Source organism: Flavobacterium ginsengisoli (assembly GCF_029625315.1).
Classification (GTDB): Bacteria; Bacteroidota; Bacteroidia; order Flavobacteriales; family Flavobacteriaceae; genus Flavobacterium; species Flavobacterium ginsengisoli.
Genome location: NZ_CP121110.1, coordinates 2119861 through 2133131, shown reverse-complemented (window position 1 = coordinate 2133131; position 13271 = coordinate 2119861). Strand labels below are relative to the sequence as shown.

The window sequence follows — 13271 nt, the reverse complement described above, 5'->3', positions numbered from 1 at the left end:
ACGAAGTTTGAATGCTAATCTAAAAAATTAATAATCGCATCATTAATGACTTTAGGTTGATCGATGGTTAGAAAATGTCCGGCATCATTTACTATTTTGGTTTTACAGTTGGGCAAATGCTTCTGCGCTATTTCCAGACTTTCTTCTGAATTAATAACGTCTTTGTCACCAATTAAAACCAAAACTGGGTTTTGTATAGATTCTAATTCTTTGTTTGAAAACGGAAGCATTTTTAACATGCTGGAGTTTGATTTTGCATATTTATTGGCCAAGTAAAACTGTCTTTTATAAATGCGGCTTATGTTTTCTGGATGAGTTGAAAAAGTTGATAATGTTTTGCTGAATTTTTTTTCGCTTGGAAAAAGTTTCAGCATTAATGCCGAAGTTGTTTTTCTGACTTTATCTATAAATTTAAAGGTTTGCGCGGGACTCAATAAAACAATTTTATTTATAGAATTTGGTTTTTGAATCGCTAATAATGTCGCAATCCATCCGCCTCGAGAAGCGCCGATGAGGTCGAATTTCTTTAATTTATAATGATCGAAAATTTCGTTGTAATAAACAACAATATCGTCTGATGAAAGCGGTTTTGCCGTTAGATTGGATCTATTAGGTTCCATAATAAAATCGATCGCGTAAATGCGATGATTTTTGGCTAAAACTTTAATGTTTGGATACCACATGGTAGAACTGGCGTCCATTCCATGAAGTAAAACCAGACTTTTTCCATTTTTTGGACCTGCAATTACTACATGAGCGGTACCAAAACTGGTTTTTACATCTTCTTCAGTATAAGGAATGTTCCAAAGTTTTAAAGCTTTGTCGTAAGCAGATTGGTATTTTAGTTCTTCGCTTTTGGTTTTAAAAACATAGTCTTCAAATTTTACTTTTTTTGAAGCGCAACTTGTTACTAGGAATAAGATGACTGCTAAACGAGAATATAGTTTTAACATGATTGTAAAATTCAGTTTTAAACTTAAAGTTACGAGATGTGTAAGCAGAAAGTGTATTAGAATTTTATTTTAAAGTATCATAATTTTAAGATTTATCATTTTTAGAAGTCAGATAATAAATCTGTACAAACGCTAAAATGGCATTCGGAATAATTACCGGCCAAAGCCATTGATTGAAATCTCTGTAGTCGTTTAAAAAGATGCCGTAGATTACAAAACAGATACAGCCAAACATATTAATGAACCGAATAGCTCTAAGATTTTTGAGTAGAAAGCCTCCAACAATAAATACAGATGCGAGATAACCAATGTATTCTGCCATGATCTTGATTTTAAATAGTTTACAATAAATGTAGCAAAAGTAAACTGTAAAATCAAGATTTTGGTATTGGAAATGAGTGTGTTAAAAGAAACTTTTCTGAGAATTTGGGTTTTCAAAAAAACTCCAAGCTACAATTCGGCTGTTTTTTTGTCCTTGCGACATTTCGATTGTTTTGACAGAAACGGCATTTACTTTCTTTAAAGTTTTATAAATCGAAGGAAGATTTTCTTTTTTGGAAACTAAAGTCGTGAACCATAAAACTTGCGATGGATATTTCGCACTTTCGTAAATCATTTGTGTAATGAATCCGATTTCTCCGCCGTTACACCATAATTCGGCATTTTGTCCTCCAAAGTTTAAAACTGGATTTGTAGTTCTTTTTTCTTTCGGATTTAAATTGGAAACCTTTCTGGAAGTACTTTTATTGGCTTCTTCGGCAGAGGCATGAAAAGGCGGATTACACATTGTAAATGTAAAACGATCTTCGGGCGTAATGATGTTTTTGAAAAGAAATCGAGGTTCTGTTTGTTGCTGTAAACTTATAGAATCAATTAAATTTGGATTGGCTTCAATAATTTTGGCGCAATTTTCAATTGATTTCTGGTCAATATCTGTTCCAACAAAACTCCAATTGTAAATTGCATTTCCTAATATCGGATAGATTAAATTGGAGCCCGTTCCGATGTCTAGTCCTAAAACATGCGAAGTTTCTGGAATTTGATTATTGTTGCTTTCGGCTAATAAATCTGCAATATAATGAATGTAATCTGCGCGTCCTGGAATTGGCGGACAAAGATAATTTTTAGGAATATCCCAATTCTCAATATTATAATACGTTTTAAGTAAAGCGCTGTTTAATGTTTTTACTGCAGCTGGACTGCTGAAATCGATGGTTTCGATTCCGTATTTGTTTACAGCAATAAAAGCTTTCAATTCTGGGCAATTTGAAATTAGTTTTTCAAAATCATATCGGTTTCGATGAAGATTTCTTGGGTGTAAATTGCTTTTTTCGGAATTGTCGTTTGTTTTCATTTTCATTGATTTCGAGAACAAAGATAGATATTCCTTTTTTTAAGAAAGCTCCAGAGAAGCTTAATATTTATAGCTAGGTAATTAATATTAAAAAAAAGCTCCAGCGGAGCGACATATGCGTAGTGTGTCGCCCCGCTGAGGCTTCAATGAGAGTGCGATATTTTGATCTATAAATATTTCATCCCGCTGGGACTCTTTATTCATTACTATTTTTAATCAAAACATTCCATTAAAAGAAGATCTCCTTCACGATGTGTAATGGTTACAATGCCATCTTTTTCGACAGAATTACTGCTTCCGGTTCTGTAGCCCATTGTTAGTGTATCGTCGTTTAATTCGTATTTTAAATTTGATGAAAAAATTCCGTTTACAATGCCAATCGGAATAAGTGAAATTGGCGTGTTTGCAGTATACCATTTTTCAAATTTTGTTGGCAGAAGAAATATCTTAGAGTGATCGTCGAGGATTACGATTTTTAGTAAATCTCGGTAACGAACAATTTGTGTCAAGTTTGTAATCGTATGATCGGCTCGTTTTCCAGTTGCCCAAACGACATTTACGGCAGGAATTTTTCTTTCGATAAGATAATCAAAAGCTTTTTCTAAATCGGTTTTGTCTTGATCTGGAGTGTGAACGATTTCGATTGGAAATTGTGAGGTTTTATAAATTTCAGGGTCAAAACCGCGATCGAAATCACCGAGTAAAACATCGACTTTTATACGTAATTCGATCACTCTTTCTATAGCCGAATCTAAAACAACAACTAATGGCGACCATTCTAGCAATTGTCCTAATAGTTCAGGATCACAGGCAGCGCCATTTGCAATTATTAAAGCGGGTTCTTGATCGTCGCGAACTATGTGGTGTGATGACATAAGCATTTTTTTGAATGTAGTGCAAATGTACAAAAGATATAGTCTCTGGCAGAAAATGGCTTTATTTAATTGGCTTTAAAAGCAACGGCATCGACTTCGATCTGCATTCCGTCAAGAGCTAATTTAGAAACCGGAATTAATGTGCTGGCAGGAAATGGTTTGGTTTTCCATACTTTACTAATTTCTTCTTCCCAAATTTTTAATTTTTCTGAAGAGTGATCCACTATTAGAATTGTAATTTTCATTACATTTTCTGGTTTTAACTCGTAGTTGTTCAAAATGACAGTTAGGTTTTCTAGTGCAGTTTTGACTTGTATTCTAAAATCGGGGCTTAAAAGATGTTGTTTTCCTAAACCGCCGCTTTGACCCGAGATATAAATAAGTTCGCCAGGTGTTTTTACCGAAGAAGCATGGCTGAAACCATAAGGTGCGGGATTGAATAAAGATTCTGGATTTTTAAAAGTTTGTGCTTTTGTTTGAAACGCACAGATAAGTAGTAGAAAGGCAAATAAATGTTTCATGTTTTTAAAATTAGAATTGATTGGACAAAGGTTTATCAATTCTAATTTTAAAACATTTACATATGTTGAGAAGCTGTTTTTAATCTAACAGTCTTCTGTGGTAGTTAATTTGTCCTAAATGATATGCTAAATGTGTCGAGAGATGTATTAGGAAAAAGCCTGTTGTCATTTCTTTTTCGAAAACAATTTGCGGATAAACTTCTTCTAAATCTTTTTCGGTTAATAAACCTAAAGTATTGTTGATGACTTCAATGGTGTTTTCGATTTTTAAAATCAGTTCTGATTTAGGAATGTCTTTTAGTGAAAATTCCAAAGGACGATCTCGAACATAACCCGTTTTGCCAATTTCGCCCCCAATATAAGTGTTTAAATTTCCAATTAAATGCAGGCATAGATTTCCTGCTGAATTTGAAATATTCTTATCGATTGCCCAAATAGTACTTTCGTTTTGGTATAATTCAATTTCTATTTTCAGTTTGCTTAGATCTCTGTTGAAAAGAGATTTTAGTGATTCTATTACCATTTTAATTTCGGTTTTTTATCGGAATCCAGATTTCTTCTTCAGAAGTAGGATCGTCTTTTTTGTATTTTTCATTCATTACAGCAAAATGTGGTCTATCGTCTACAGTATATTCAGAATTTGGAAACCATTCTGCAAAAATATAATGATAGGTTTTATGAGCTTCTGCGACTGGACCTAAATGAAGAAAAACCGCATACAAGCCGTCTGGAACAACTAAGGTTTCCATTCCTTCTGGTATATTTTCATAGTCTGAAACTTCTACAGCGGCCCATTTTTTGAAACTGTCGTTAGGATCAAAATTATCAAAATGGTTTTCTGAATATACTTCTAAAGAATACAAATTAGGATTAATTGTATTTTTTATTTCTTTTCGATGTGGCATAAAACCACTCCATAATTGAAAAGTTTTATTCTCGATAAATGACATTTCTATCGAATGTCCAATGAGTTTTTTTTCGGCTAAGGTTTTGATGATCGGTTGCATGATTACTGAATTTTGTACTTTTTTGTACTGATTTCGCCGAGAGAGAAATACCCCAGCGGATAATTATTTTTGTCTGTCGTATTGATAATGTTTCCTTTTACGGTTGCAGGTGGAGATTGAAACGGTCCTCCAATACTGCTTCCAGCTATACTTACCAAGATATTCATGTAATTATAATATTGCTTAGAAATTCCGTAATGTGTTACTTCAACTTCGTCTCCTGCTTTTAAATCTTCGTCAATGGCGTTGCTGAAAATTTCATTTCCTTGATAGAATTTATCTTCAGAAACATAATAATTTGCAGTGACTTTGTTCGAATAAACATATTTAAACAAATAAAAATTATCTTCGTCTGCAGGATCTGTAAAGTACGTTTTTATTTCGATATCTTCTCCCGTAAAACCGCCATCATTTTTTTGCTCGATTCGAGTAATTGGTGCTACCGATTTTAAAGTTTCCGAAGCTGTATATGTATTTCCTTTGCTAATTACGGTTAAAGTGTATTCTTCATTAATCTCTGGTTTGAAATCATTACAAACATAACTGCCCGTTTTGTTGAATTCAGTAAAATTAAATTTTTGATTCTTACTGTTTTCTATAAATACTACGGCATTTGAAACTACAGGAATTGTATTCTCAAAATAGCCTGTTGTGGTCGATAATCTAATGACCTGCAATTTTCCAGAAGTACCTTTTTCCCAATTTATAGCCGCTTCAACTACCAATTTTGGTGCAGCAGTGTCTAAGTCAACATCAACTACTTCTTCGCAGCTGGTAAAAAAAGCGATGTAAAAAACACGATTAACAAAACTAATTTTCTCATGAGCATATCTTTAGTTTTTTGAACTTTTTTAGAATTTGAAATTATAACTTACCGCAGGAACAATTCCGAAAATGGATAATTTTACTGCTTCGTTTGCTCCTGTATCAACATTTTGCCTAAAGTTGATTGAGGTCTGCATTCATTCGATTATAGAGGTTGTAAATACTGAAAACCCATTCGCCTTTCCAGTTTCTATCTTTATTCTTGCGAGGCGTCAAAGTGGCAGAAATATCCAAATGATTATAAGAAGGAAGTCTGTTTTCGTTTCGTAATCCGTAACTTGGAACTATAATTCCTAAATACTGATATTGTCCATTCGGATACGTTACCGGCTGTCCTGACTGCAATGCAAAGTTAGCACCAAATGACCATTTTTCGTTTAAATTGTATGAAGATGTAATTGCTAAATTATGTGTTTTGTCATAAGCTGATGCATACCATTTGCCATTGTTGATGCCTATTTCTTCAGGTGTTCTTCCAGGAGTCTGCTGTTCAGATCTTGAAATGGTGTATGAAATCCAGCCATTCAATCGGCCTTTGTTTTTCTTTAGCATAAGTTCCAAACCGTATGAACGCATATGACCGTTTAAAATAACCTGTTCGATAGCGTCGTTTGCAATTAAATCGGCACCATCTATATAATCTAATCTGTTTTGTATTTTTTTATAATAGGTTTCTACTTCTAGAGAATAAGCGTCATTATAAAAATTTCTGAAATAACCTAAAGTCGCTTGATCTGCAAGTTGCGGTTTAATGTAATTGTCACTTGGCATCCAGACATCTAGCGGAGTAGGAGATGAGGTATTAGAAATTAATTGGAGATATTGTGCCATTCTATTATAACTCGCCTTCAATGATTGGTCTTCGTTTAATTGATAAGAAACAGAAAATCGAGGTTCTAAATTGTTATAACTCTGAATGACTTTGTTTTTGCCAAAATACTGAGTTGAAGTTGGTGTGCCTTTTTCGTAAATCTGCATATCGGGATTAAAAACTACAGGCTCATTATTATCGTAATAATTAATAGTCGAAGCGCCTAATCTGTAAAATAAGCTGTAACGCAATCCATAGGCAATAGTGATTTTTTTAGAAAGCTGACTTTCTGCATCTAAATATACAGAAGGTTCAAAAGCATATTTTCTGTCCAGTTGATCTGGATTAATTCCCGAATCTTCTCCAGTTGGTTTTATAGTTCCGGGATTAAAATCGTAATATATCCCGTTTACACCATAATTCAGTTTTAGTTTATCTGAAAGATAATGTTTGAAATCGTATTTGATATTGTAATTTTTAATTCCAGAATCCCAATTGAAACCTACAAAATCAAGATCTAATCCGTAATAATAGTCACTGTAGATTAAAGAAAGATTGGAGAACAATTTATCAGAATACAAATGATTCCATCTCAAATTTAAAGTTGAATTTCCGTACGTATTGGTAAAACTTTTGTTTAATCTAAAAACGTCTCTGCCAAAATATCCAGACAAATACAAGCTGTTATTATCGTTGAGTTTATAGCTTAATTTGGTGTTTAAATCATAAAAATAAGCGGCATTATCTTTATCTTTTTCAGAGAATTTAAGGAAAAGATGCGCATAAGAGGCTCTTCCTCCAATTAAAAAAGAACCTTTGTCTTTTACAATTGGACCTTCAGCTAGTAAACGGCTTGAAATTAATCCAATTCCGCCATTTAAATGAAAATCCTTACTGCTTCCGTCTTTCTGGTAAATTTCTAAAACAGAAGAAGCTCTTCCGCCATAACGTGCAGGAATTCCTCCTTTATATAATTTTAAATCTTTGATGGCATCTGGATTAAAAACAGAAAAGAATCCGAAAACGTGCGACGAATTAAAAATAGTTGCTTCATCCAAGAGAATCAGGTTCTGATCGGCTCCGCCCCCGCGAACATTAAAACCAGAAGCACCTTCGCCTGCATTGGTAACACCAGGAAGCAATAAAATAGATTTCAAGACATCAACTTCTCCTAAGACCACGGGCATTTTTTTTATGGTCGAAATTGAGAGTTTGTTTACACTCATTTCTGGAGTTTTAATGTTTGATTTGCCCTTATTTTCTGTAATGACGACTTCTTGTAATTCTTCGCCACCTTCTTTAATCGAAAAATTGCTTTTTGTATTCTGATTTAAAATGATGTTTTTTTGAATGGTTTGATAGCCAACATAACTAATTTCTATTTCGTATTCTCCTTTTGGTACAGAAAGAGAATAAAAGCCGTATTCGTTGGTTGTGGTTCCTGTTTTTAAGGCAGGGATAAAGATATTAACTCCAATTAAAGTTTCGTTGTTTTTGCTATCACTGATGGTTCCGCTTAGAGTAAATTTTTCCTGCGCAAAAGAGGTGAAAATCGTTAAAATAAAAAGAAAAAATGTGCAGGTATTTTTTGTAATCATTATATTGATTTTGATTTACATAGATAACAAATTCTTACTAAATATTCTTATAGAACCTTTGTTAAACATAAGTTAAGAAAAGCCTGATTTTGTTACAGGCTTTGTCTATTTTTTAGTTTAAAGATTTCTTCTGCCGCTTTTTTATACCCGCCTGCACTTTTAAATGAGTCACTTATTTTGGTGCTATTCTCGTTGTAACTTGAATTTGCTAGTATTTTTTCGATTGAATTTTTAATTGTTTCGGCAGTAATTGTATTGGCATCGAGTACAATGGTTGCTCCAAGTTCTTCGGCGCGATTTGACAAGAAAAATTGATCGGCTCCTAACGGAATTGAAATAAAAGGAATGTTGTAATACAATAAATCACCCATGCTGTTCATCCCGCCATGAGTGATGGCTGCAGTGGTTTTTTTTAAAATTTCTAATTGTGGTACATAATCTCTAATAATAAAGTTTTTAGGGATTTCTGTTTCAGCAAGATTTACTTTATGTGCGGCCATAACTACAACATATTCAGTATCTGCAAAAGCTTTGAAAAACATATGGTTTAAATCTGTCGAATGGTTGCTGAAAATTGTTCCTAAAGAAATGTAGATTACTTTTTTGCCTTCAATTTTTTCAAACGGAAAGTCGACAGTATATTTCTTTTTATAAATTGGAGGGCCTATAAAAATGAAGCTTTCGTCATAATTGTCAATATTTCTAATAAAATATTTCGAAGTATAAATGATATTTAAATCTCCTTTATTAAACAGCAAATCCATCATATTTTCGGGGATTTGTATTTTGTGTTTTAAAATTAGATTTTCGCGTACTTTTTTGAATTCTTCCATGATCTCAGGATTTAATCCGAAAGGGCCTTTTTTTGGAGTTTCTGTTTCTGCTGTTTTGTTGAACAGTTCCTCTTTAGTTGCAAATACAGCATAAGAGGAAATGGCTGGAATCTTTAAAATTTGAGAAATAAGTTTTGCGTAAGGATAAGCGACCGAAAAGACGATGTAATCAAAATTTCGATCTCCAATTTCATTTAAAACATCATCTATAAAAATTTCAGGATGCAAAAAAGCACTTGCAAGGCCTTTTAAGGGTTTCTTTTTTGATTGCTCTTCGCTTGGCTTTTCTTCTTTCTTTTGAAAAATGTTTAGATCTTCTTTATAGCTTATAAATTCAGCGCCTAATTCTTCGATTGATTTTTTGAATTCTTGAGAGCTGAAAAAGGTAACTTTTTCTCCTTGGAGAATTAATTCGTCTGCTAAACCCATCATTGGATTCATGTGTCCATGAGATGGAATACTTAGGAATAATGCTTTTGACATAATTATTAAATTTTTGTTTTAGCAAAATTAAAATACGTTAAAGTGATAAAATAGCTATTTTTGTTTTAAAAATAGTCGTAAATAGTATTTTTAATTAAAAAATTAAAATGGGCTTAATAGAAAAACTCGCAGACATTTACCAAAACCAAATCCGATAATGGACTGTTTGTTTTACCTGAAAGTTATGGTAAAGGTTCGATAAGATCGTTTAATTTTTCTTCTCAAATGAATATGATGATCAGTCAGTGTGAGTTTAAAGAAGAAATGACGATCAAACGAACTGGTGGAGATTCTAGAAAAGATGAGATCACTTTTAGCTTTAGAAATTTGTTCCAGCAAGATTATAAGAAACAGGTTAATCAGGGTGTTATAATTCCTTCTGTGCAAGTATCTGCGGGAGACATTGATATTGAGATTCTTATTCCGAAAGAGACAAAAATCAATACAATTGTAATCACAATCCACATGGATTTATTAAAGACTTGGATTAATGCTCAAGATGAAAACAAATTTCTAGCGAGTATAACCTTAAGAGATAAACCTTATTTGTATGATCATATTATTTCGAATGAAATTCAGCAGTTAGCTAATAAAATTGCTTTGAAAGATGAAAAGGAGCAATTGAGTCATTTTTATCTGAAGTTAAAAGCGGAAGAAATGATTTATCTTTTTTTGTCTGAATTATCAAAAAGAGAAAGCGTGACAAATTATCCTTTAAATGTGTCTGATGTAAAAACAATGTATGCAATAAAAGATTCTTTAAGTACTGATTTAAGCAATCCTCCTGATTTGGTAAATCTGGCTTCTTTTTGGAATATGAGCGAAAGTAAAATGAATAAGTTGTTCAAACAAATATTTGGAAATAGTATTTATAATTATTATCAGGTGCTTCGAATGAATGAGGCGACTTATTTAATTCGGGAAGAAAAATTATCAGTTTCTGAAACAGGTTATCGATTAGGATTTTCTAATTTAAGTCACTTTTCCAGAATATTTGAAAAACATATAGGAATGAAACCTAAAAAATATTCTGCTTTGTCTATTTCTTTAAAATAAAAAAGGACAACCTTGTGAGTTGTCCTTTTGTTATTTAAAATACAAAATGTATTCTGAATTATTTAATTTTAGCAACAATAGCGTTGAAAGCTTCACTTGGACGCATTGCTTTGCTTACTAATTCTGGAGTTGGTTGGTAGTAACCTCCTATGTTTTGTGGTTTACCTTGAGCACCAATTAATTCAGCATCGATTTTAGCTTCGTTAGCTTCAAATTCAGCGGCAATTGGAGTAAAGATAGCTTTTAATTCAGCATCTTTAGTTTGAGCGACCAAAGCTTGAGCCCAATAGAATGCTAAATAAAAGTGAGATCCACGGTTATCGATTTGACCTACTTTACGAGCTGGAGATTTATCGTTAGCCAAGAATTTGTCATTAGCTTGATCTAAAGTCTCAGATAAAACAAGCGCTTTAGAATTGTCTAAAGTTTGTCCTAAATGTTCTAAAGAAGCACCAAGAGCTAAAAACTCTCCTAATGAATCCCAACGTAAATATCCTTCTTCTGTAAATTGCTCAACGTGTTTAGGAGCAGAACCTCCAGCACCAGTTTCAAACAATCCACCACCATTCATTAATGGAACGATAGATAACATTTTTGCAGAAGTTCCTAATTCTAAGATTGGGAATAAATCTGTTAAGTAGTCACGTAAAACGTTTCCTGTTACAGAGATAGTATCTAAACCTTTGATGATTCTGTCTAAAGTAAATTCAGTAGCGAGCAATTGGGTTTAAAATACGGATATCTAAGTTTGTAGTATCGTAGTCTTTAAGGTATTTTTGGACTTTTACGATTAATTCTCTATCGTGTGCTCTGTTTTCGTCTAACCAGAAAACAGCAGGAGTGCTAGATAAACGAGCTCTGTTTACAGCCAATTTAACCCAGTCTTGAATTGGAGCGTCTTTTGCCTGACACATTCTGAAAATGTCATTAGCTTCAACGTTTTGCTCCATTAAAACATTTCCGTTTGCATCAACAACACGAACAACACCATCAGCTTTCATTTGGAAAGTTTTGTCGTGAGATCCGTATTCCTCAGCTTTTTGAGCCATTAATCCAACGTTAGGAACACTTCCCATTGTTTTTGGATCAAAAGCACCGTGTTTTTTACAGAAATCGATAGTTGCAGTATAAACTCCAGCGTAAGAACGATCTGGAATAACAGCAAATGTATCTTGTGCTTTTCCTTCTTTGTTCCACATTTGTCCAGAAGTACGGATCATTGCTGGCATAGAAGCATCAACAATTACATCAGATGGAACGTGTAAGTTTGTAATTCCTTTATCAGAATTAACCATTGCCAAAGCAGGTCCGTTTGCGATTGCTTGATCAATAGCGACTTCAACTTCAGCTTGCTCAGGTCTTCCGGCAATTTTAGCGTAGATATCGCCTAAACCGTTTCTTGTATCAACGTTTAATTCAGCAAATAAAGAAGCGTATTTTTTGAAAACATCTGCAAAATATACTTCAACGATAGCGCCAAAGATAATTGGGTCAGAAACTTTCATCATTGTAGCTTTTAAGTGTACAGAAAGTAAAACTCCTGCAGCTTTAGCTTCAGCAATTACATCAGCGAGCAAAAGCTTTTAATTTGCTTACGCTTAAAACAGAGCTGTCAATAATTTCTCCAGCTTTTAATGGAGTACTTGCTTTAAGAACAGTTGAAGTTCCGTCTTTAGCAACAAATTCGATTTTTACATCGTTAGCTTCGTTTACAGTAACAGATTTTTCACTTCCGTAAAAATCGCCACTTGACATAGAAGCCACTTTAGTTTTTGAGTCAGCAGACCAAGCACCCATAGAGTGAGGGTTTGCTTTTGCAAAGTTTTTAACTGCTCTTGGAGCTCTACGGTCAGAGTTTCCTTCACGTAAAACTGGGTTTACAGCAGAACCTAAAACTTTAGCATATTTTGCTTTAATTTCCTTTTCAGCATCGTTTTGTGGATCTTCTGGGAAATTTGGTACGTTGTATCCGTGCGATTGTAATTCAGCAATAGCCGCTTTTAATTGCGGTACAGATGCAGAAATGTTTGGTAATTTAATGATGTTAGCTTCTGGCTGAGTTGCTAATTGACCTAATTCTGCCAATGCATCTCCAGTTTTTTGAGCATCAGTCAAAGATTCTGGGAAATTTGATAAAATTCTTCCTGCCAGCGAAATATCTCTGGTTTCGATTTCAATTCCAGCTGTTGCTGTAAAAGCTTGAACAATTGGTAACAAAGAGTAAGTTGCCAATAGAGGCGCCTCATCAGTTAAGGTGTAAAAAATTTTTGATTTATTCATTTTCTTTTTTTTTATAATCGTATCGTCAGGAGTTAACGATGTAAAAGATATATTCGGCTCAAAATGAGCGGAGCAAATATAATAAAATCACAACGAAAACGGTTGAGTTTTGATGAGAAAAGACGAAATTAACAGATTGTTATTTAGGACTCGTTAAATTGCTAAATCGATGATTTTGATATTAAAAAATTACGGTTTTGTTAGTGATGAAAATAGAACATAAAAAAAACTCGTTTCAACCAATATGAAACGAGTTTTTTATAACATTTTGATAAATGATTATCTTCTTTTATCTTTAATCTTAGCTTTTTTACCAGTAAGTTGTCTGAAGTAGAAAATTCTAGCTCTACGTACAGCACCTTTCTTGTTAACTTCGATTTTTTGTAAAGCTGGTAAGTTTACTGGGAAGATACGCTCAACACCAACAGATCCAGACATTTTACGGATAGTAAAAGTTTCTGTGTTACCAGAACCTCTTCTTTGAATCACAACTCCTTTAAAGAACTGAGTTCTTGTTTTTTCACCCTCTTTAATTTCGTAGAAAACAGTGATTGTGTCTCCAGCTCCGAAATCTGGGAAATCTTTTTTAGCAACGAATTCGTCTTGAACGAATTTTAATAAATCTGCCATGATAATTTAAATTATGGTTTTTATATTAGAACAACATTCACGGAT

At 33.4% G+C, this 13271-nt stretch carries 11 protein-coding genes and 2 pseudogenes; 1 reads left to right on the top strand and 12 read right to left on the bottom strand.

Annotated elements, in window-relative coordinates; all coding sequences use genetic code 11:
* Positions 1-14 precede the first annotated feature (14 nt).
* From P5P87_RS10025 to P5P87_RS09980, 10 genes and pseudogenes are all read right to left on the bottom strand, one after another.
* Complete coding sequence (locus P5P87_RS10025) at positions 15-953, bottom strand: alpha/beta fold hydrolase (RefSeq protein ID WP_278022432.1); 939 nt, start codon at positions 951-953, stop codon at positions 15-17.
* 85 nt (positions 954-1038) lie between these two features.
* A complete protein-coding gene (locus P5P87_RS10020) occupies positions 1039-1275 on the bottom strand; it encodes a uroporphyrinogen decarboxylase (protein WP_111365373.1) in 237 nt (78 codons plus the stop codon).
* 81 nt (positions 1276-1356) lie between these two features.
* A complete protein-coding gene (rlmF, locus tag P5P87_RS10015) occupies positions 1357-2307 on the bottom strand; it encodes a 23S rRNA (adenine(1618)-N(6))-methyltransferase RlmF (RefSeq protein ID WP_278022431.1) in 951 nt (316 codons plus the stop codon).
* A 212-nt stretch (positions 2308-2519) separates the two neighbouring features.
* Complete coding sequence (locus tag P5P87_RS10010) at positions 2520-3182, bottom strand: thiamine diphosphokinase (protein WP_278022430.1); 663 nt, start codon at positions 3180-3182, stop codon at positions 2520-2522.
* 65 nt (positions 3183-3247) lie between these two features.
* The gene (locus P5P87_RS10005) at positions 3248-3703 is read right to left on the bottom strand and encodes a RidA family protein (protein ID WP_278022429.1); all 456 of its coding nucleotides are present in this window, start codon (positions 3701-3703) and stop codon (positions 3248-3250) included.
* Between the two features lie 79 nt (positions 3704-3782).
* Positions 3783-4226, bottom strand: a complete 444-nt coding sequence (locus P5P87_RS10000) for a DinB family protein (RefSeq protein WP_278022428.1) — start codon at positions 4224-4226, stop codon at positions 3783-3785.
* 1 nt (position 4227) lies between these two features.
* Positions 4228-4710 carry a GyrI-like domain-containing protein gene (locus P5P87_RS09995; RefSeq protein WP_198856825.1) on the bottom strand — a complete coding sequence of 161 codons (483 nt, stop codon included), beginning with the start codon at positions 4708-4710 and terminating at the stop codon, positions 4228-4230.
* 2 nt (positions 4711-4712) lie between these two features.
* Entirely contained in the window at positions 4713-5435 is a 723-nt protein-coding gene (locus tag P5P87_RS09990) for a DUF4249 family protein (RefSeq protein WP_278022427.1), read from the bottom strand.
* A gap of 126 nt (positions 5436-5561) precedes the next feature.
* Positions 5562-7944: pseudogene (locus P5P87_RS09985) on the bottom strand (TonB-dependent receptor).
* A 92-nt stretch (positions 7945-8036) separates the two neighbouring features.
* Positions 8037-9260, bottom strand: coding sequence for a macrolide family glycosyltransferase (locus P5P87_RS09980; protein ID WP_278022426.1), 1224 nt, complete (start codon positions 9258-9260; stop codon positions 8037-8039).
* 231 nt (positions 9261-9491) lie between these two features.
* Between P5P87_RS09980 and P5P87_RS09975 the strand changes: the two genes are divergently transcribed.
* A complete protein-coding gene (locus tag P5P87_RS09975) occupies positions 9492-10316 on the top strand; it encodes a helix-turn-helix transcriptional regulator (RefSeq protein ID WP_278022425.1) in 825 nt (274 codons plus the stop codon).
* A 58-nt stretch (positions 10317-10374) separates the two neighbouring features.
* Here P5P87_RS09975 and P5P87_RS09970 read toward each other — a convergent pair.
* Both P5P87_RS09970 and rplS read right to left on the bottom strand, forming a co-directional pair.
* Positions 10375-12596, bottom strand: a pseudogene (locus tag P5P87_RS09970) (NADP-dependent isocitrate dehydrogenase).
* Between the two features lie 279 nt (positions 12597-12875).
* A complete protein-coding gene (gene rplS / locus P5P87_RS09965; protein ID WP_144214894.1) occupies positions 12876-13226 on the bottom strand; it encodes a 50S ribosomal protein L19 in 351 nt (116 codons plus the stop codon).
* Between the last annotated feature and the right edge of the window lie 45 nt (positions 13227-13271).